19 protein-coding genes are annotated in these 20,728 nt (G+C 39.7%); 1 reads left to right on the top strand and 18 read right to left on the bottom strand.

Translation table 11 applies throughout. From position 1 onward, the window contains the following. Positions 1 to 1,977, bottom strand: a complete 1,977-nt coding sequence (gene uvrB, locus PQ511_RS08215; RefSeq protein ID WP_273851419.1) for an excinuclease ABC subunit UvrB — start codon at positions 1,975 to 1,977, stop codon at positions 1 to 3. Positions 1,978 to 2,183: 206 nt separating this feature from the next. Between uvrB and PQ511_RS08210 the strand changes: the two genes are divergently transcribed. Further along, positions 2,184 to 3,050: a sulfite exporter TauE/SafE family protein gene (locus PQ511_RS08210; protein ID WP_273851418.1), complete on the top strand. Its 867-nt coding sequence runs from the start codon at positions 2,184 to 2,186 to the stop codon at positions 3,048 to 3,050. A 3-nt stretch (positions 3,051 to 3,053) separates the two neighbouring features. Here PQ511_RS08210 and PQ511_RS08205 read toward each other — a convergent pair whose 3' ends face one another. The 17 genes from PQ511_RS08205 to PQ511_RS08125 all read right to left on the bottom strand — a co-directional run bounded on the left by PQ511_RS08205 (position 3,054) and on the right by PQ511_RS08125 (position 20,511). Beyond that, a complete protein-coding gene (locus tag PQ511_RS08205) occupies positions 3,054 to 3,284 on the bottom strand; it encodes a DUF2198 family protein (RefSeq protein WP_273851417.1) in 231 nt (76 codons plus the stop codon). An 89-nt stretch (positions 3,285 to 3,373) separates the two neighbouring features. After that, positions 3,374 to 3,928 carry an acyl-CoA thioesterase gene (locus tag PQ511_RS08200; RefSeq protein ID WP_273851416.1) on the bottom strand — a complete coding sequence of 185 codons (555 nt, stop codon included), beginning with the start codon at positions 3,926 to 3,928 and terminating at the stop codon, positions 3,374 to 3,376. A gap of 77 nt (positions 3,929 to 4,005) precedes the next feature. Then, the gene (locus tag PQ511_RS08195; RefSeq protein ID WP_273851415.1) at positions 4,006 to 4,350 is read right to left on the bottom strand and encodes a hypothetical protein; all 345 of its coding nucleotides are present in this window, start codon (positions 4,348 to 4,350) and stop codon (positions 4,006 to 4,008) included. A 276-nt stretch (positions 4,351 to 4,626) separates the two neighbouring features. Next, positions 4,627 to 5,817: a PDZ domain-containing protein gene (locus PQ511_RS08190; RefSeq protein ID WP_273851414.1), complete on the bottom strand. Its 1,191-nt coding sequence runs from the start codon at positions 5,815 to 5,817 to the stop codon at positions 4,627 to 4,629. A gap of 165 nt (positions 5,818 to 5,982) precedes the next feature. Continuing rightward, entirely contained in the window at positions 5,983 to 7,422 is a 1,440-nt protein-coding gene (locus tag PQ511_RS08185; protein WP_420541675.1) for a S41 family peptidase, read from the bottom strand. Between the two features lie 143 nt (positions 7,423 to 7,565). Beyond that, positions 7,566 to 8,918 carry a murein hydrolase activator EnvC family protein gene (locus PQ511_RS08180; RefSeq protein WP_273851412.1) on the bottom strand — a complete coding sequence of 451 codons (1,353 nt, stop codon included), beginning with the start codon at positions 8,916 to 8,918 and terminating at the stop codon, positions 7,566 to 7,568. A gap of 52 nt (positions 8,919 to 8,970) precedes the next feature. Then, positions 8,971 to 9,864 (bottom strand): permease-like cell division protein FtsX, encoded by an 894-nt coding sequence (gene ftsX, locus PQ511_RS08175; protein WP_273851411.1) that lies wholly within the window; start codon positions 9,862 to 9,864, stop codon positions 8,971 to 8,973. Continuing rightward, positions 9,854 to 10,540, bottom strand: a complete 687-nt coding sequence (gene ftsE, locus PQ511_RS08170; protein ID WP_273851410.1) for a cell division ATP-binding protein FtsE — start codon at positions 10,538 to 10,540, stop codon at positions 9,854 to 9,856. The genes ftsX and ftsE overlap by 11 nt, the downstream gene beginning before the upstream one ends. 334 nt (positions 10,541 to 10,874) lie before the next feature. After that, positions 10,875 to 11,249, bottom strand: coding sequence for a c-type cytochrome (locus tag PQ511_RS08165; protein WP_273851409.1), 375 nt, complete (start codon positions 11,247 to 11,249; stop codon positions 10,875 to 10,877). Positions 11,250 to 11,291: 42 nt separating this feature from the next. Then, positions 11,292 to 12,089 carry a YitT family protein gene (locus PQ511_RS08160; RefSeq protein ID WP_420541674.1) on the bottom strand — a complete coding sequence of 266 codons (798 nt, stop codon included), beginning with the start codon at positions 12,087 to 12,089 and terminating at the stop codon, positions 11,292 to 11,294. 309 nt (positions 12,090 to 12,398) lie between these two features. Next, positions 12,399 to 13,509 (bottom strand): peptide chain release factor 2 gene (gene prfB, locus PQ511_RS08155; RefSeq protein ID WP_273851407.1). Its coding sequence is split into 2 segments (ribosomal slippage): positions 12,399 to 13,436 and positions 13,438 to 13,509, totalling 1,110 coding nucleotides; the frame shifts between segments, so codons are not numbered across the junction. 70 nt (positions 13,510 to 13,579) lie between these two features. Then, the gene (secA, locus tag PQ511_RS08150; protein WP_273851406.1) at positions 13,580 to 16,093 is read right to left on the bottom strand and encodes a preprotein translocase subunit SecA; all 2,514 of its coding nucleotides are present in this window, start codon (positions 16,091 to 16,093) and stop codon (positions 13,580 to 13,582) included. Positions 16,094 to 16,309: 216 nt separating this feature from the next. Next, on the bottom strand, positions 16,310 to 16,873 hold the full coding sequence (gene hpf / locus PQ511_RS08145) for a ribosome hibernation-promoting factor, HPF/YfiA family (RefSeq protein WP_273851555.1): 564 nt from the start codon (positions 16,871 to 16,873) through the stop codon (positions 16,310 to 16,312). A gap of 228 nt (positions 16,874 to 17,101) precedes the next feature. Continuing rightward, entirely contained in the window at positions 17,102 to 17,302 is a 201-nt protein-coding gene (gene cspD / locus PQ511_RS08140; RefSeq protein ID WP_224596848.1) for a cold-shock protein CspD, read from the bottom strand. 140 nt (positions 17,303 to 17,442) lie between these two features. Next, entirely contained in the window at positions 17,443 to 18,120 is a 678-nt protein-coding gene (locus PQ511_RS08135; RefSeq protein WP_273851405.1) for a ComF family protein, read from the bottom strand. 26 nt (positions 18,121 to 18,146) lie between these two features. Continuing rightward, positions 18,147 to 19,682: an ATP-dependent helicase ComFA gene (locus PQ511_RS08130; protein ID WP_273851404.1), complete on the bottom strand. Its 1,536-nt coding sequence runs from the start codon at positions 19,680 to 19,682 to the stop codon at positions 18,147 to 18,149. Continuing rightward, positions 19,663 to 20,511, bottom strand: a complete 849-nt coding sequence (locus tag PQ511_RS08125) for a DegV family protein (protein WP_273851403.1) — start codon at positions 20,509 to 20,511, stop codon at positions 19,663 to 19,665. The genes PQ511_RS08130 and PQ511_RS08125 overlap by 20 nt, the downstream gene beginning before the upstream one ends. Positions 20,512 to 20,728 lie beyond the last annotated feature (217 nt).

Genomic DNA, 20,728 nt, shown 5'->3' with positions numbered 1-20,728 from the left:
TCATCCTTCCGCTTTAAGCTCTAGTAATAGGTCACGAAGTTCAGCAGCACGTTCGAAGTTAAGGTCTCGCGCAGCATCCTTCATTTCTTTTTCAACATTTTCAATCACTTTTGCACGTTCTTGCTTGTTCATTTTGCCTTGCTTAGGCACTGTATACTCTTCGCCTTCTTCAGCAGCAATGGTTGCTCGTATTCCTTCACGAACTTTTTTCTGAATTGTCGTTGGCGTAATGCCGTATTTACTATTATACTCCTGCTGGATTTCACGTCGGCGACTTGTTTCATTCATCGCAATTTCCATTGAGTTCGTTACTTTATCAGCGTATAAAATAACATGTCCGCTTGAATTACGGGCGGCACGGCCGATGGTTTGAATTAAGGACCGTTCGGATCTTAAGAAACCTTCCTTATCTGCATCAAGTATGGCCACAAGTGACACTTCCGGAATATCAAGTCCTTCTCGAAGAAGGTTGATCCCAACTAAAACGTCAAATACACCCAAGCGAAGGTCACGAATGATCTCAATTCGTTCAAGCGTTTTTATTTCAGAATGCAGGTAACGTACTTTCACCCCCATTTCAAGTAAATAATCCGTTAAGTCTTCTGACATTTTTTTCGTTAGAGTAGTGACAAGTACCCGTTCATTACGAGCCGAACGCTGATTAATCTCATCTAATAAATCATCAATTTGCCCTTCAATTGGACGCATTTCAATTGTTGGATCTAGAAGACCTGTAGGACGAATGATTTGCTCAACAACTTGAGTAGAGTGCTCTTCTTCATAGGGTCCAGGAGTTGCCGAAACATAAACAAACTGATTTGCCTTCTCTTCAAACTCTTCAAAACGAAGCGGGCGGTTATCTTTCGCAGAGGGTAGTCGGAAGCCATGATCGACTAGAACTCCTTTTCTTGCCTGGTCACCGTTATACATACCTCTTACTTGCGGAAGCGTAACATGCGATTCATCAACCATAATTAAAAAATCATCTGGAAAATAGTCCATTAACGTATAAGGCGTTGCCCCCGCTTCACGGAGTGTTAAGTGCCTCGAATAGTTTTCGATTCCTGAACAAAATCCCATCTCAGCCATCATTTCAATATCATATCTTGTTCGCTGCTCAAGACGCTGTGCTTCAAGAAGTTTTCCTTCATCATTTAGCACTTTCAGTCTCTCTTCAAGTTCTGCTTCGATACGCTGAATAGCGATCTTTAGCTTTTCTTCACGAGTTACGAAGTGAGAGGCAGGGAAAATAGCCACGTGCTCTCGCTCTCCGAGAATTTCACCAGTTAACGAATTTACTTCTGTAATCCGATCAATTTCGTCACCAAAAAATTCAATTCGAATGCAGTGCTCATCGCGAGAGGCAGGGAAAATCTCTACAACATCTCCTCGAACGCGAAATGTACCACGTGTGAAATTAATGTCATTGCGTGCGTATTGAATATCGACCATATCACGTAGCAGCTGGTCCCGATCTTTTTCCATCCCTTTTCGAAGGGAGAGAACAAGGCTTTTATATTCTTCTGGATTACCAAGTCCATAGATACATGAAACACTGGCAACGATAATAACATCATTACGTTCAAACAAACTGGACGTAGCTGAGTGACGAAGCTTATCTATTTCGTCATTAATACTCGCATCTTTTTCGATAAACGTATCCGATTGTGGTATGTACGCTTCCGGCTGGTAGTAATCGTAATAACTCACAAAGTACTCTACCGCATTATGGGGAAAGTATTCTTTAAATTCACTATATAACTGTCCTGCCAGCGTTTTGTTATGTGCAATAATAAGGGTTGGCTTATTTACCTCTTGAATGACGTTCGACATCGTAAACGTCTTACCAGTTCCTGTTGCACCAAGCAAAGTTTGATGACGCTCGTTTTGCTGCACGCCTTTCACAAGCTTTTTAATTGCTTCTGGTTGGTCCCCTTGAGGCTCATAATCCGATACCAACTCAAATTTTTTCTCCACCATCTTCGCCTCCGTTCTTCACATTCCTGTCATTTATTATAGCACAAACACTAGTGAAAACTTCAATTAAAGCGAACTGATATTCGCATTTATTTTTTTGCTGCTATTTCTCTTCTGAAATAACTGTTGTATGCTGTTAAGGGTAGATTGATTGGATTTTAATACTACCTTTCACAAACTAGCTTTACTAAAAAGGAGTTTTATCATTGCTACTTCTATTCGCATTACCAGCTGGCTTAGCCATTGGGGCGATCTCAGGTTTTTTTGGTGTAGGGGGCGGCTTTCTTCTTACCCCGATTCTCCTCTTACTTGGTTATCCTCCAGCAATGGCCATAACAATCAGTTTACTTTATAGTATGAGCACGTCCATTTCAGGTGCACTAACATACATACAAAGCAAGAATATCCTTCTAAAAACAACGATTTTCTTAGCGATCAGTGGCATGTTTGGTACACAGCTTGCTAATCCAGTTATTCTTTACTTAACCGAAAATGGCCTCGATGATACCGTGATTTCTATTTTATATTTGTTTCTTTTGGGATACTTCTCCATTTCGATGCTTTCAAAAACCCCGCATAAAGGACAAAATAGCGTTACTTCTTCCATTTCCCTTCTTCGAACAATTTTAATCGGCTTACTAGGCGGGTTTATTTCATCCATCCTTGGTGTAGGCGGAGGCTTTGTTATGGTGCCATTATTAATCAATGTTTTGCGCATACCAGCTCGACTTGCCGTTGGTACATCGCTTACCTCAATCTTTTTCATTGTATCAACAGGCTTCTTTTCCTATATCCAGACTGTCACCATCCCCCTTACACTAGCCATCCTTCTTGTTATTGGAGCAGTGGTTGGAGCACGATTTGGGGCAGGAATGACAGCTTTTTTCTCTGAGGAAGTGATGAAAAAATTGTTAGCTGCGCTTTATTTCTTCACAATGATTAGTATCCTATTCAAGCTCCTCCATCACGCAACGTCTGGACTTCTGCTTCTGAGCGGTTATATCGTGACATTAAGCGTTCTCTTTCTTTACCAGTATTGTACGAAAAAGAAGCGCCTATTCTTTTTGGAATAGACGCTACTTCATCTTTTTCTTGTTTTGTTTTTGCGTTTGCATTGAAAAATAAAAACCTATGAGTGAAGACAAGACCGTTATTAAGATGAGGTGAATGGGATGATCAATCCCACCAAAAACAGCCCACATAAATAATATCGTTAAACCAAAGCTGACGTATGTGTTATATGTCACTCGTGTAAACACGATCATGATAATTGCTGGAACGAATAAAGCAATTAAAATTCCTTGCATAAGAATAAGTTCCCCTCTCTAAGCACTTCTCTCCCCATCTTACAACAAGATGGGGAGAGAAAGCTATGATGAGTAGGGATTTTATCTTTTTAAACTTCAGTAAATTGAGCAGCATCCCATGGTTTGGGCGTTCCGAATTCACGCGCTAACTTTCGACTCTCGCCTTTTCTTCCTTTACGAAGCTCTTTACGTTCAGCAGCTGTTTCATTCAAGAATTTTTCTTCTTCCGTTTCAGGATAAACACCTGGTACTTCAACCGGGTTTCCTTCTTCATCAAGAGCAACGAAAGTGAGTAGCGCTGTTGCACACACATGACGTTCACCGGTGAACATCTTCTCGGCAATAGCCTTCACAAAAACTTCCATCGATGTTTTATGCGTCCAGGTTACCATCGATTCAAGACAGACGATATCTCCCTGATGAATCGGATGAAGGAAATCGACTGAATCGGTTGAAGCTGTTACACAAGGTCTTCTTGAATGACGAGTTGCTGAAATGAGAGCAACATCATCAATAAAGGCCATTAATTGACCTCCAAACAATGTGCCATGAATATTCGTATGAGTTGGGTTCACGACTGTCGCTTTCGCCGTTCTAGACTCATTCGTTGACTTCATGTTGTTACTTTCTGATACATGGTTCATTTTAAATCACTCTCTTTCTTTTGAAAGCAGCTGTTCATGCTTTAAATGGAAACGTACATGAACAAATTGCTTTATTACTAAATAACTTTAGCCGTATATTTAAAGCATCTTTCGCTAATCCGACTGATTGGATATTCTGTCGATTCAGCAAGTTTCATAAGGATATTAAAAACCGCTGACTTTGAAATGGCAATGCCATAATGCTTCTCAAGTAGATCAGAGAGGTAAAGGGGTCCCATCCCAACTTGTGACCGCTCTAGAATTTCAACAACTTCCTTAGTGGGTGCATCTGTTACTGCCGAAGTGCTGCCATTCATTTGACTCATAATCGTTTCACGTTCTATTTCAAACTTTTGAAGCAACTTCATTTCTCTCGCGTTGAGATCCATCAATTGCTGTTGTAGCTGAGTTTCTCCAGTCATAATGACATGCTCCTTTACGTTAAGAATGATCAAATTGTAGCAAGTGATTTCTATACGAACAAGACTGTCAAAATCTCTGTAAACGCAACCATACAGGCATTTAGCCGTTTTTTTCACTTCCATATATTTCTTGAATAGAACCTATAACAAATCGGCATAGAAAGTTAAGAGGTTTTTCGTAATTAGATGTTTTATTTTTTTACCTCATTTTATGAGATGCTCGTGCTCAAAAAAAAAGAAGAAGGTATGGGACCCTTCTTCTTTACCGTTCAATAATTATTGAGCTTCTTCTTGCTCTTCAAAGCGATGATCTTTCACGAACAATAAACCAAGTTCATGATGGGTATTGTTGTAAAGCGCTTTTTGTTCAAACCTGACTTCCCCATTAATGTCCAGAACCTCTAATTTGCAAAAAGCTGCATTTCGTTGAAGTGCTGTATAAAAGTCGACGCCTTTTCCTAACGAAAGACCATTTACTTTTGAAATCACTTCCCCCACTTGTAAGCTCATTTGATCTGCAGGAGATCCTGGAAGAATACCCAAGATCACAAGTCCTTCATTTCGCTCATTGAAATACGCAGGCTTGTTCTTGCCACGATGAAGAAGCAATATACTTGCTCGCCCCACAATAACAAATCCAATGGCAGCTAAAGCGACCCACTGATTGTCTAGAAAATAACTAATCAGACCAATAATTACTGTTCCAGCTCCAATAAGAGAAACTTGTCTACCATTTGTTCTCATTTCAGGAAGAGGTAGCGCGTGATGAATCAGCTTTCGAAAACCGATTGGAAATGGCAATAACAAAAAGGTATATGTCTGCTCTCCAAAATGAAGAAGCGGCCACCACGAGAGTGCTTCCACATTGCCAACGGGTAGAAAAAGAAAAAGCGGTAATAACCATATTCTCTGCATCTCATGTGAACCAACTATTTTGCCTCTTTTACTTTTAACAAGTCTTGGTGATGTTTGTTTACCAGCGTTCGTAGCAATTAAATAACCTTCTATAAAAACAAGAAATCCAACTAAGAGAGCAAGTGCTATTAACGAAGTCGATCCAATTCCTTCTTGTATTTGATTCAGGGTTTTATTACCAAAGTCCCTAGGCGTGTAAAACATTGCCGCCAAAACAGGAAGAATCATAACAAAGGCAGGCGATAAAAATCGTATTTGACCCGTGAGTATAAGCAAAAGTGCTGCAATACTCATGGCTACAGTCGCACTTAAAGGAACCGTTAAACCTAAAAAGAGATTTAGAAGTAAAAAGACAGCTCCAATCATTAAACTTGGGACGATCGCAAAAATAACGTCGTCTAAAACATCGTGAACTCTTGTATGAAAATCTCTTCGGTCACGTTTGACTCGTGAACGGCCAAGTATGAAAGCTCCGATGATGGTGATATACGTAAGGGGGTGAAGAAAAAAACTCATGATCCCCTTAAGTAGCGATAGGCCAATAGTGTCCATTTAGTAATCCTCCATGCTTAAGTTCCTATTTTCAAAAAGGAAAAATTAATTTACAACGGTTTTATAATCGCTCATTGTCTCCTGCAACGTTAAGAATTCGAAAAAAATTCCGCAGGTTTTCCTGCGGAATAGCTTCGACATTAACTGTTCAATTCCTTCTTACGATTATTTTATAAGAAGTTCAACAGCTGTTTCGAGCTGCACATCATTTTCAGAATTACGAATAGATTCTATGATATTCTCCTGAAGTTTCTGAGCCGTTTTTTCGTCTATTTTACCTGTCACATTTAAATCATTCGAACGTTGAAAGGCTTTTACAGCTGTAACTGTTTTTTCACTGAAGTAACCGTCTTTACGACCTGGTTCAAATCCAAGACCTTTTAACATTACTTGTGCTGATTCCACTTGTTCGTTGTTTTGGTCAAACGTTAGTGTTTTTTCAGCAGATAATGGATTTACATAGAAATAATCAGGTTGCTTCGCCTCAACCGTAGGCTCAATTCCTTTTTTATGGATCCAATTTCCGTCTGGAGTTAGCCATTTAAACATGGTGAGTTTAATATTACTGCCATCTCCGAGATCAACTGTCGATTGAACCGTTCCTTTACCAAAGGACGTTTCTCCGACTAAATCATAGCCGCCTGCTTCTTTAAGGGCACCGGCTAGGATTTCTGCAGCTGATGCGCTACCGCGATCGATCAATCCTACGATTGGATAGTCTTTTTTCTCTTCAAGTGACGAAACTGATCCCTGCTTTTCACCTTCACGATCTTCAATTTGGACATAAGGCTTATCATTTGGGATAAGCTCCTCAGCCATATCTGAAACGACATTTAAAAGACCACCAGGGTTATTACGAACGTCGAGGACAAGACCGTCAATCCCTTGATCTTCCAATTTTCCTAATTCTTTCGAAAAGCTTTTAGCCGTATCTTCCGAAAAGGACGTTACTTGTAAGACTCCGATTGTCTTTCCATTTTCTTCGATGGTTTTTGCATGCACCGTTTCGATCGGAATTTCATCACGCGTTACTTCTACAGTCATAACCTCTGAAGCTCCTGGACGTTGGACTCCTAGTTTAACGACCGTACCTTTTTCGCCACGAATCTTTAATACCGCATCATATAAATCTAGACCCTCAGTGCTTTCACCATCGATTGTCATAATTTTGTCTTTCGGACGTAGACCTGCTTTCTCCGCAGGAGAGTCTTTATACGGAGAAACAATTGTCACCCTTCCATCCGTCATATTGACTTCTGCCCCAATTCCTTCAAAAGAGGAACCAAGTGACTGGCTAAATTGCTCCGCTGTTTTTGGATCCATATACACAGAATAAGGATCTTCTAGCGTATCCACCATCCCTTTAATGGCTCCATCTAACAGATCTTTTTGATCAACATCTTTTACATAGCGATCTTTGATTAACTCGTAAGCTTTATTAATTTTCGTTAACTCTTCTGACTCTATTTCATTTCCTGATCCAAGAGTTAAAGATTGAGCGCTTCCTTCAGGCTCGTCCTGAAATAACGCAAATGCCGCATATGTACCACCTGAACCGATGACCAGGGCGACCAAGACCAGCAAAGCGACAACTTTCCCCTGTATCCTCATTGTACTCACCTCTTCTGATTTGAAGGAAAAGGCACCCCATCATAACGATGCGATGCCTTTTCATCTTATTGTACTATATGATTCAGTTGTTTTCATTATGTTTCCATCTCATCATGTGAGGGGAAAGAAATAAATTACTATTGAATGTAGTTCATTGGGTTAACGGCATTTGACTTGCTGGAGTTCCATGAACCTTTGTGAATTTCAAAGTGTAAATGTTGCCCAGTTGAATGACCAGTGTTACCCATTGTTCCAAGGTAAGTTCCCTGACTTACTGTTTGACCTGTTGATACCGCACGGTTTTGCATATGAGCATAAACTGTTGTGTACATTTGGCCATTAATGCTATGTGTAAGGAAAACCACATTACCATAGGAATCTGATTTGTAAGATCTTAAAACCGTTCCATCAGCTGCAGCTGAGACTGGATTTTGCCCGCCTTGAGCAATATCAATACCTGCATGGAAAGTTCCCCAGCGTCGACCTAAGCCTGATGTGATTGGACCAGCCGCAGGCTTAATGAATGATGCGTTACTACTAGAAGGTGCTGGTGCTGGTGCTGGCGTAGGAGCAGGTGCTGAGTTTGAACTGCTGCTGTTCGAACTGCTAGACTTGCTTGAACTAGCTGCAGCTTCTTTTTTCGCTTGAGCTTCAGCTTCAGCTTTTTCTTTTGCTGCTTTTGCTGCTGCTTTGCGTTCTTCTTCTGCTTTACGAGCCGCTTCTTCAGCGCGCTTGATTTCTTGCTTCACTGCAGTTTCCTGAGCAGCAAGAAGTTCTGCTGTTTCATTTAAATCCATCATATGATTATGAAGTTCGCCTTCTTCTGCTTCAAGGGACTTCATTAGCTTATCTTTTTTAGCTTTTTTAGCATCAAGCTCTTGTTTAAGGTTCTCAAGCTCAGCTTTATTTTCTTCAAGAGAAGCTAATTTTTCTTCTACTTGAGCTTTCTTTTCTTCTACAGCTTCCTTATCCGCTTTGTGCTCTTCAAGAATTTTCTTATCTTGATCAGCAATCGTATTTAATGCAAGAACGCGCTCAACTAAATCTCCAAAGTCCGTTGCACCAAGAAGAACTTCCATATAGTCAACCGTTCCGCCACCGTTTTGCTGCATGGAACGAACGCGGTCTTTAAGTAACTTATCACGTTCAGCGATACGCTCTTCTAACGCTTTGATATCTTCCTTTAGTTGATCGATCTCAGCATTAGTATCTTTAATTTCTTTTTCTTTTGCAGTGATTTTATCGTCAGTTTCAGCTACTTCTTTGTTAAGCTGTTCAATTTCGGCTTGAACATCTTCTTGCTCTGCTTTCACATCAGCTAGTTCAGATTCTTTTTTCTGCAACTCTTGTTGATTTGAGGATTGCTTCTCTTTTACATTATTAAGCTGATCATCAAGATTTTCCGCACTAGCAGTTTGTGGAAGTGCTGCTGACAGTCCACTTAATCCTAGCGTTAGTGTTAGAGCCGTTGCCAATATTTTATGCTTCAATCTTTGTTCCTCCCCCAAAATAGATCAAACTATTTATCTCTTATTTTTTCTTTTAAACTTTTAAGAATTTACGCATTGATGTGAGGCTTCCCCATACGCCGATAATGACACCGAGGACAATTAACAACCCGGACAGTTGATAGACAAACGGTGTAACCGGTAGTAAATCAATAAATAAAGTCGGAAAACGGTTAGCTATTAAATCGATTAAATAATAATAGCCATATATGAGAATCCCAATTGGGATGATCGATCCGAAAATACCAATCAAAATACCTTCTACTAGAAATGGCCAGCGAATGAACCAATTGGTCGCCCCTACTAGTTTCATAATTTCAATTTCATGACTTCTGGCAACAATTGTTAGTTTAATTGTGTTTGAAATAAGGAACATGGCTGTAAATAGTAATCCTACAACAAGCGCTAGTCCAACATTTCGTGCAATTTCCAGAACTTTAAAAAGGCGATTGACCGTATCTTCTGCGAATTCAACATCTTGAACATTTTCAAGCTGCTTAATTTGTTCAGCAACCGCTGTGACATCCTGAGGATCATTGGTTTTAACTAGAAAGGCATCACTAAGTGGATTTTCATCCTTTAACGACTCGAATACTTCGCCATCATCTCCAAGGTTCTCAATTAAATTATCTAATCCTTCTTCTTTGGATTGATAGGTAACGGATTCAACTTCAGGAATGTTTTCAATTCTCGATTTCAACTCATCCTGCTGATCTTGCTTCGCCGTTAAATCAATAAAAGCACTGATTTCAACATCGCTTTCAAGCTGATCCCCAAATGCATTTAAATTGAGTAGTAATGCGAGACAAACTCCAACGAGAAGGAGCGTAACGGTAACGGCAGAAATGGAAGCGAATGTCATCCAGCCATTTCGTCCAAGATTCTTAAAGCCTTCTTTTCCGTGACGACCAAATGTTTTAATTTTCATACCCGTATTCACCTCTTGCTTCATCACGGGTTACCAAACCACCATCAATTGCAATAACACGTTTTCTGAATGTATTCACAATATCCTTATTATGGGTAGCCATAATAACAGTTGTACCGCGATTGTTGATTTGATCAAGTAAATCCATAATTCCCCACGCTGTTTCTGGATCCAGGTTACCTGTTGGTTCATCAGTAAGTAGAATGTGAGGATTATTGACGATCGCTCTTGCTATTGAAACCCTCTGCTGTTCTCCCCCAGAAAGTTCATCAGGAAGGAACCTTGCTTTGTTTTTCAAATTAACGAGACTTAACGTTTCCATGACTCGCTTGCGCGTATTTGCTTTGCTTTCTTCGATGACTTCAAGAGCAAAAGCGACGTTTTCATAAACGGTTAACCTTGGTAAAAGCTTAAAATCCTGAAAAACAACGCCGATTTCGCGGCGTAGCTTAGGTACATGCTTGTTCTTTAACTTGCCAACATCTTTTCCGTTAATAATGATTGTTCCACTTGTAGCCTTTTCTTCCCGATACATCATTCTCATAAAAGTTGACTTACCGGCACCACTTGGCCCAACTATGTAAACAAACTCGCCTTTATTAATCTTAATATCAATTCCGTTGATTGCTTTAATGCCATTGTTATACGTTTTCCAAACATCTTTCATTTCGATCAAATTGTACCACTTCCTACTTGCTTAAATTCTCGATGCAAATTCTTAGGAGTAAGGTTCTTATTGATAGTTCGTTTATTGATTAGTTCCTTTACATCTGAAGATATTATAACAAACAAATTCGCTATTTTAAGACAAATTTTTATTACATTTTTGTTTCAAGACTCCCGAATATGACATCTTCTGCAATAAACCATTAATATTTAATAGATTATTACACAATCTATTAAGTGATTTTTGATGTTCTCTCTATAAATACAAGTTACTTTTCACGGGTTAATGGAGATTATTTGTTCATTTCCAAATAAAAAAGCACTCTAATCGAGTGCTAGATCATTTATTTCATATCGGCTAGCCAACTTGCTAAATTTTCTTCTTTTTCTGTATCTCCTCCCAGAATATTTCCAGGCATTTGACCTTTTCCATTTTGTATCACAGTTAGTATTTCATCTTTGGATAGTCGCGACCCTATGTCTGAAATCTTAGGTCCTACTTTCCCTTGAAGGTTATCACCATGACAGCTCAAGCAATTCTTTTGATATGTAGCTTCTGCAGCTGTAGCATCATATTCTCCTGACGACTCTCCTGCATTTTCAGAGGCGCTGTTTGAAGAACTGTCATTACTGCTTTCATTTTCACTGTTTTCTCCACCACACGCTACAAGGCTAAAAAGTAAAACAACTGCAAATAACATTCCGACCCATTTCTTCATAGTTCCACCCTTTTCCATTTTGTTTTCTATACTATTACCGGGTTATTCTCTTTTAAAACCTTCTCCTAACACTTCCGTTGCATTCGACACAATTACAAATGCAGACGGATCAACGCCTTTTACAAGTTCTTTTAATTTCGTTACTTCATTTTGTGCTACAACCACCATAAGAATTGGTCGTTTATCATTAGTGTAACCGCCTTGACCGGATATTCTCGTTACCCCACGATCAACGACCGTAATGATCCCTTCTCGCAGCTCTTCTTCTTTATCTGAAATAATTAAGGCCATTTTTGAATAACCAAGGCCAAGCTGGACAACATCAATTGTTTTACCTGTTAAGTACATGGCGATCAGGGCATAAAGGGCTTCTTCAAGACTAAAAACAAACGCCGATGCTACAACAATTAATCCATCAATCATAAAGACGCACGTGCCAAGAGAGACTCCTGTATACTTATTCACAATTTGAGCCGCAAGATCCGTACCACCTGTTGAAGCTTTTCCTCTAAATACGATTCCTAAACCAATGCCGACACCTAAACCACCGAACAGAGCACCTAATAAGGGGTCGGTTGTCGCCGGTTCAACGTTTTCCGTTAGCTTTACAACGAATGGGAGGAAGAGGGTTCCAACCAACGTTTTTGGGCCATATTTTTTCCCAAGAAAAATTAATCCGCTAATAAACAGAGGGATGTTAAAAGCCCATTGAACATAAGCTGGTTTCCAATCAAACACGCCTTTTGTGATCGTACTAATTCCACTTACTCCACCGGAAGCAATACTGTTAGGAAGTAAGAAAAGGTTAAAGGCAATCGCTACAATGGCCGATCCAATCATAACGCTTACATATTCCAGAATCCTATGGTACGGTGAAACTTTTCTTGCTGTAAATTTCGCTAACGTTGCTATCATAACTCTACTCACTCACTTACTTCGATGATTTTCGTCACTGCTTCTTCTAAGCAAAAGCCTTTCGTAGTATATCACCGGGTTTATAGGGTGTAAACCGCATTGTAGCAGCGCGTTATCATGTTGAAGTGCTTCTGTCTTTCGGTTTATTTTGCCCTATTTCATTCAAAACATAAGATCATTTATCCTTTCATGAAATAAAAATAAGCCCTCCTATATAAACAGAAGGGCTTATCTTTAATTTTGTTCATTTAAGCGAGAACGTAAGAAGGCGTCAATAAACGGATCTAAATCACCATCCATAACAGATTGGGTATTCCCAACCTCCATGTTCGTACGGTGGTCTTTCACCATACTATAGGGGTGGAAAACATAAGAACGAATTTGACTACCCCAGCCGATTTCTTTCTGTTCGCCTCGGATTTCGTCAAGTTCCGCTTCTTGTTCCTCAATTTTCAATTGATAAAGTTTCGCTTTTAACATTTTCATCGCCTGTTCACGGTTTTTAATTTGCGAACGTTCACCCTGACAGCTTACGACAACATTTGTTGGAAGGTGCGTAATTCGAACAGCCGAGTCTGTCGTATTAATGTGCTGTCCGCCCGCTCCACTGGCGCGATACGTATCAATTTTTAAATCTTCCGTCCGAATATCAATTTCAATTTCATCATTGAATTCAGGCATAACTTCACAGGATACAAACGATGTGTGACGTCGACCGCTTGAGTCAAATGGTGAAATTCGAACAAGGCGATGAACGCCTTTTTCAGCTTTTAAATATCCGTAAGCATTATGACCTTTAAAGTTTAGGGTGACACTTTTTACGCCGGCCTCATCCCCAGGTAGATAATCAAGCGTTTCTACTTTAAATCCTTTTTTCTCTCCATAACGCGTATACATTCGAAGAAGCATTGACGCCCAGTCTTGAGACTCCGTACCACCAGCGCCCGGATGCAATTCAAGAATGGCGTTATTTTTATCATGCTCTTCACTTAAAAGAAGTGTTAATTCGAATTGATTCACGGCTTTTTTAAGATCTTTAATTTCAACTTCAAGATCTTCAAATAATTCCTGATCGTTCTCTTCCTTCACTAATTCATAGGAAACTTCCAGGTTCTCATAACTTTCCTGAAGTGAATCGAAATCATTCACCGCTTCTTTTAATGCATTCGACTCGTTAATCACTTTCTGAGCAGCATTCTGGTCATTCCAAAAATCTGGATCTGTCATTTGAATATCTAATTCATCAATGCGAGCTCTCTTATTTTCGAGGTCAAAGAGACCCCCTAAAATCGTTTAGTCGTGTTTCAATTGTATTTAATTCGCTACGAATTTCATGCATTTCCATTTATCTGCACCTCTACCTTATTATTTTACATAGAATAGGCAGGTGTTCATCCTCGAACACCTGCCCGGCATTATTCTGCTTTGCCGTGACAATTCTTGTATTTCTTACCACTTCCGCAAGGACATGGGTCATTTCGGCCAATGTCCTGTTTTTTCTTAACAGGTTTTGGCTTTGTACTTCCCTCTTCTTTCGGATTAACAGCCTTTCCTTCAGCTACTTTTTCCCGCTTCAAATTGCTTTCAATTTGAGCTTTCATAATATAAGTTGCTACTTCTTCTTCAATCTCAGCAACCATATCTTCGAACATTTCATATCCTTCGAATTGGTATTCACGGAGCGGATCATTTTGTCCATATGCTCTTAAATGGATACCTTGACGAAGCTGATCCATCGCATCAATGTGGTCCATCCATTTGCGATCCACACTGCGAAGAAGAATCACTTTTTCAAATTCACGCATGCGTTCCGGTTCAAACGCCGCTTCTTTCTCATCGTAGTTCACTTTCATTTTCTCAACGAGAAGTTCAACGATCTCTTCCTTATCAAGGCCTTTAATATCTTTTACCGTTACTTGACCTTCTTGAAGGAAAATTCCTTTCGCATGGTCAAGAATGGCCTGGTGATCCCACTCTTCTTGAATGTCCTCATCACCTGTATGAGCATCCACAATACGCGTAATCACGGAAGTTAACATGGTTTCGACAATGTCACGTAAATTATCAGATTCAAGTACTTCTGCACGCTGCGCGTAAATGATTTCACGCTGCTGTCTCATAACATCATCATACTGAAGTAGCTGTTTACGTGCATCATAGTTGTTTCCTTCAACACGCTTTTGTGCCGACTCTACTGCTCTTGATACGAGCTTCGATTCAATCGGCTGATCCTCTTCCATACCGAGACGATTCATCATGTTCATCATATTATCTGAACCGAACCTTCTCATCAGTTCATCTTCCATCGAGATATAGAAACGTGATTCACCCGGGTCACCTTGACGACCTGAGCGTCCGCGCAACTGGTTATCAATTCTTCGACTTTCATGACGTTCTGTCCCTAGGATGAAGAGTCCGCCAAGATCTATTACGCCGGTTCCAAGCTTGATGTCTGTTCCTCGACCTGCCATGTTTGTGGCGATCGTAACAGCACCTTTTTGGCCTGCTGATTCAATAATTTCTGCTTCACGTGCATGATTTTTCGCATTTAAGATGTTATGCGGAATACCGCGTTTCTTTAAAAACTGTGAGATTAACTCCGACGTTTCAACGGCTACTGTACCTACAAGGATGGGTTGTCCTTTTTTATGACGCTCTTCAATTTCTCTAGCAAGAGCCTGGAATTTACCATTCGTTGATTTGTAAACTAGATCCGGATAATCCATCCGCGCAATCGGTTTGTTAGTCGGAATCGCAATAACATTCATATTGTAAATGTTACGGAATTCTTCTTCCTCTGTTTTCGCTGTACCCGTCATACCTGAAAGCTTTTCATACATTCTAAAGTAGTTCTGGAAAGTAATCGTGGCAAGCGTCATACTCTCACGCTGAATAACCAGGCCTTCTTTTGCTTCAATTGCCTGGTGCAGTCCATCACTATAGCGACGCCCTGCCATCAAACGACCAGTAAAGGAGTCTACGATCACCACTTCTTCATCTTGAACGACGTAGTCCATATCCAGTTGCATAATAAAGTTCGCTTTCATTGCCTGGTTAATATGGTGGTTTAGCTGAACATGTTTGTAATCATATAGATTTTCAATTGAGAAGAATTTTTCTGCTTTTGTAATCCCATCTTCCGTTAATTGAACATTCTTTGTTTTAATATCAACATTGTAGTCGTCTTCTTCTTTTAAGGTTCGAACAAATTGATTCGCTTGAATGTATAGCGTCGTCGATTTCTCAGCGCTACCTGAAATAATGAGCGGTGTTCTTGCTTCATCGATTAAAACAGAGTCAACTTCATCAATTATGGAATAATGAAGAGGACGTTGCACCATTTCTTCTTTATAAAGCACCATGTTGTCACGTAAATAGTCAAAACCAAACTCATTGTTTGTTCCATACGTAATATCCGCAGCATACGCTTCGGCTTTTTCTTCTTTAGATAGCCCACTAATGTTTAACCCAACTGTCAGACCAAGAAAATGGTATAGCTCTCCCATTTCTTCAGCGTCACGCTTAGCAAGATATTCGTTAACCGTAATGACGTGAACGCCTTTTCCAGTTAATGCGTTTAAATAGACAGGCATTGTGGCACTAAGTGTTTTACCTTCACCTGTTTTCATTTCTGCAATATTTCCTTCATGAAGAGCGGCTGCTCCCATGATTTGTACTGGAAACGGGCGCATACCAAGAACGCGTTCTGACGCTTCTCTTACAGTCGCATACACTTCCGGTAACATTTTATCGAGCTTTTCTCCCTTTTCAATTCGCTCTTTGTATTCTTCCGTTTTGTTACGAAGCTGCTCGTCAGATAACTGTTTCATTTCATCTGAATAATTCTCCACTTGATCGGCAATTTTTTGCAATCGGCTAACCTGACGCTCGTTACCATTCGGTATAATTTTACGTAATAAAGCTTTCATAGAAACGCTCCTCTTTTGTTGTCAGTAGAGTGCTAATGTATAACTAAACTTAGAATTTTTGATACTATGTAGCTATTTTAACAATTAGTTGCTGGAGGCACAAGAAAGTAAAAAAAAGCCTGTTGCCCGAAAGACTATATTAATGAAGGAATGGAAAGTTCTTTATATAGGGAAAGGGCAGGGGATCGTTCCCCCTGCCCTGATTTATATTATTCGTTAATCTTGTTCAATTAGGCCGTATTTTCCATCTTTGCGGCGATAAACAACGCCAGTACTTCCTGTCACTGCATTAGAGAAAACGAAGAAACTATGGCCAAGCATGTCCATTTGAAGAATAGCTTCTTCAACGTCCATTGGTTTAAACGTAAAACGTTTTGTTTTCACTACTTGCAGATCGTCATCATCATCCATATCAGCTTCAGCGACGCTAGTCGTTGTTGGATTAAGTTCATCGCGGAACATATATTTTACGCTACCTTCCTGACGGAATTTGCGATTAACTTTCGTTTTATGCTTGCGAATTTGACGCTCAAGTTTCTCAACAACCAAATCAATAGCTGCATACATATCTTGATGCTCTTCTTCTGCTCGAAGTAGAAGGTTTGGCATTGGGATGGTAACTTCGATCATTTGTTGGTCGTTATAGACCTTCATATTGACATGAACATCAGAATTAGGTGGAGTATCGAAATACCTTTCAAGTTTACTTACCTTCTTCTCAGTATATTCTCTCATTGCAGGTGTAACTTTAATGTTTTCACCACGGATGTTGAAATTCATCATGTGGCACTCCTCCTTCCATGCTATAACTATAGTATTCGTTATACCCACTCTATTCCCCTCTATAAACTTTAAAAAAACACAATTATTTTTACGTTTTTTTCACAAAACACGTTAAAATCCGACATTTTTTTACATTAATTCTCATTAATCCCTTTTTCACTCTAAAATTGCTCTAAATAAAAAGCCGCTATCGGATCTGATAGCGACTTTACGTATTTGTTTTAATTAAGATACTTTTTCTACATTAGCAGCCTGTGGCCCACGAGCACCTTCAACAATCTCGAATTCAACCGTCTGACCTTCTTCTAGAGACTTGAATCCTTCACCATTGATTGCTGAGAAATGAACAAAAACATCGTCGCCATCTTCTCTTTCGATAAAGCCAAAACCTTTTTCATTGTTAAACCATTTTACTTTTCCCTGCATCTTGTTCAACATTCCCTTCAAAAATCTTCATGGCAGTGCCATACATTAACTATACGTGTGGCTCAAACCTCTGTCAAAGGGGGTTTTTTGTTGATTTCACTCGAATGAAGGCGCTTTCTAATAAAGTTTTCGACACACACTCATCCTCTACATAAAGTAAGGGAGTAGACCTCTGCAGCTCCTCCCTTTTTAAGCGTGAGAGCAGCATGATGGATCGTTGTGCCCGTTGTATAAATATCATCTAGCAAAAGAAGCTTTTTCCCGGCTACATTTGCCTCATCTACGAGTTGGAACATCTCTTCTTCCCGATTTATTCTCTGCTCTCTGGATCGTTTAGACTGCTTATCTTCATTTCTCATTCTCTTTAAAGGAGAAACTTCCATAAATTTCGTGCCTTCAATCCAAACCTCACACTGATTAAACCCTCTTTCATACATTCGTTCCGGACTTGCAGGCATCGGAATGACCTGATCGATGAATGAGTAAGACCTTATTAACTCCTTGTGAATGGAACTTGAGAAAACCCTCCCTACGTCAACATCACCTCTATATTTAAAGCGCGCAAGAATCTTTTTCAAAAAATCATTGTAAACATAGAAGGACTTATTTTGGATCAAAACATCCTTCCACCCTCGTTCTCCCCATCTCACGCAATCGGTACAATGCTTTCCCTGCACAAATCGCGCATCCATTTGTTGAAGAGAGCGCCCACATTTCAAACAAACTTCTCCTCTTATGGGATGGAGTTGCTTTTGACAAGCTTCACAACACGTCACTTTCATACCAAACAAAAGCTGCCATGAAACCTGCTGACTCATGTCTTCTCCACACCATAAACATCGTGCTATTTTAACCATCCTCTCGCCTTCGCTTCCTGGTTCATTTTTCGAATGTGTCGACCTGCCGCTACCATAGCAGTTGTTTTCCCGTAATGAAAAAACGATACGTCCCCTTCAGGAAAAGAAGCACTTCTTCCTGCTCTGCCAGCAATTTGCACAAGAGCACTTTCTGTGAAAACATCATCCTCCGCTCCCAGTACCGCAACTGCAACATTTTCAATCGTAATGCCCCGTTCAAGAATAGTAGAAGAAAGTAAGATCGGTATTTCTTTTTTTCGGAACTGAAGAACTTTAGCCGCGCGATCTTCATCTTCTGAATGGACGAATTCACAAGAAAGGTGGTGAGAGTCAAACACGTTTTTTACTTTTTCAACCATTTTAATCGATGGTAGAAAGACCAATATCGGTTTTTTTGCTCCCATTTGTCTTTTTATCCAATCCATCAAAATTTGTGGAGCCTTTCCTGCGTCAATTTTCTTCTTCCAATTTCCAACCCACTTAAAAGTAGGAACTGGTAGAGGAGATCCGTGATACCTAGAAGGAATGCGTACGACCTGAAGGTTTTCTTGTTTTAAAAATAATTGAGATGGTGTTGCAGTTAGATAGATGAGTGAGCCACTCTGTTTACGGGCTTTGTTTACGTGATGTTGGAGAGAAGCGTCGATATTGTATGGAAAAGCATCAACTTCATCAATAATCATGACATCAAAATAGTCTTTATAACGAATGAGCTGGTGAGTGGTTGAAATAACGAAAGAAGAAGAAGGCTCAGAACGCCCTCCATAAAGAGGCGAAATCGTAAGAGCGGGGAAAACGCTCTCTAAGCGTGGCGCTAACTCTAAAACCACGTCGGTTCGTGGAGTAGCAATGCAAACAGATTTATGTTCAGAAAGGGCATGCGCTAAACCGTGAAAAAGCACTTCCGTTTTTCCACTTCCACAAACCGCCCAGATCAGTACAGACTGATTTGTTTTAATTGCAAGAATGACAGCGTCTGATGCCTCTTTTTGACCTTCCGAAAGCTTACCAGACCATTGTAACGTGGTGGTTTCCTCTCTTTTTTCCTTGTAGCTTGAAGAGTAGAGAGGCGAACAAAAGGTAACCTTCCCCATGATGATACAATTGCGGCAATATTGACAGCTCGAACTTTGACACCTTGCACAAGAAAACTTAGAAAATGACTGCTGACTTCCACATCTCATACACGCTATCTTTCCATTAATTGTTTGAATACCTGGCTCAATATGAAGATACCCATTTAAATAATGGGCATGAAGATCATGAAGGGTGAAGGGAAGTTCATCGCGTAATAAATGTCGCCCTGATAGAAAATGGAGCAGTGAGAGATTCGGTTTAAATTGCTTATTTATTGGTATGGTAGGTATTGAAGAGTAGTGACCAATCGGATAAAACTGTGGGGAATTTGAGGAATGATGAAGTGATTCAGGCACGAGCACCGGATAATTTTTTAGCATATCGGAAGCAAATCTCATTGATTTGCTTCCATTTTCAATTTCATAATCATACGCGGTACCAGCCAAGGCCAAGTGCACCTTCTCCAAGGTGAGTTGCTATGACTGGCCCAAAATAACTCAATATGATGCTTACATTCGAATATTTTTCTTCTAGCTCAGTTTTCAGATTCTCAGCTTCCTCTTTGTTTGTTGAATAAATGAGGGTTGCTTTTATGATATCGCCACCGTTTGCCGCATCATCAAACAGCGTCATTATTTTGTTTAGCGCTTTTTTTCGCGTTCTAATTTTTTCATAGGGTACGATGCGTTTATCTTCAAAAGTGAGTACTGGCTTTATTTGCAGAAGGTTTCCTACAACAAGCTGTGCCGCATTTAGTCGCCCACCACGATGCAAATGACTAAGATCGTCTACAAGAAAATAAGCGTTCGTCCCCTGGTTCTTAATCTTTTGAAGTCGATCCAAGATCTCTTTGCTTCTAAAGCCATCCTGAGCCATACGCGCCGCTTCTAGTACGTAAAAACCTTGCATCATACAGCTGATCTCAGAATCAAAAACATAGACTTCTGCGCCTTCGATCATATCTCCAGCAGAATGGGCAGACTGATAGGTTCCGCTAATTCCACTAGATAATGTAATTGTAATGATTTCATCGTGTGTACGTGCGAGTTTTTCATACGCTTCAACAAAACTTCCAATAGAAGGCTGTGATGTTTTTGGTAGAATATTTTCTTTTTTTACTTTTTCGAAAAAATCGTCAGCTTGCATTTCTTTTTCTTCTAAATAAGATTCGTTACCAAATATCACGCTAAGCGGAATCATCGTAACTTCATATTCGTTTAACATTGATTCCGGTATATACGCGGTACTATCTGTTACAATAGCCACTGTTTTCATTTAAACGCCTCTTTTCAATCTATTAAGTACATCATTCAAATTTATTAAACTGCTCATGTTAATGATAGAGTATTTTTCGTATTGTGCCAACAAAAGCTTATAGTATTTTTCTCATATTTTGTCAACCGTAATCCCCCATATTTTTTAATATAATTGTCGTAAAATGAATGTTTTAGTAAATTAGGCAGATATTCTGTTACATGATTGTAATCTTATG

Source organism: Guptibacillus spartinae (genome assembly GCF_028610625.1).
GTDB classification, from domain to species: domain Bacteria; phylum Bacillota; class Bacilli; order Bacillales; family Guptibacillaceae; genus Guptibacillus; species Guptibacillus spartinae.
Note: the sequence above shows the minus strand (reverse complement) of the source record. Positions and strands in the feature narration are given on the sequence as shown.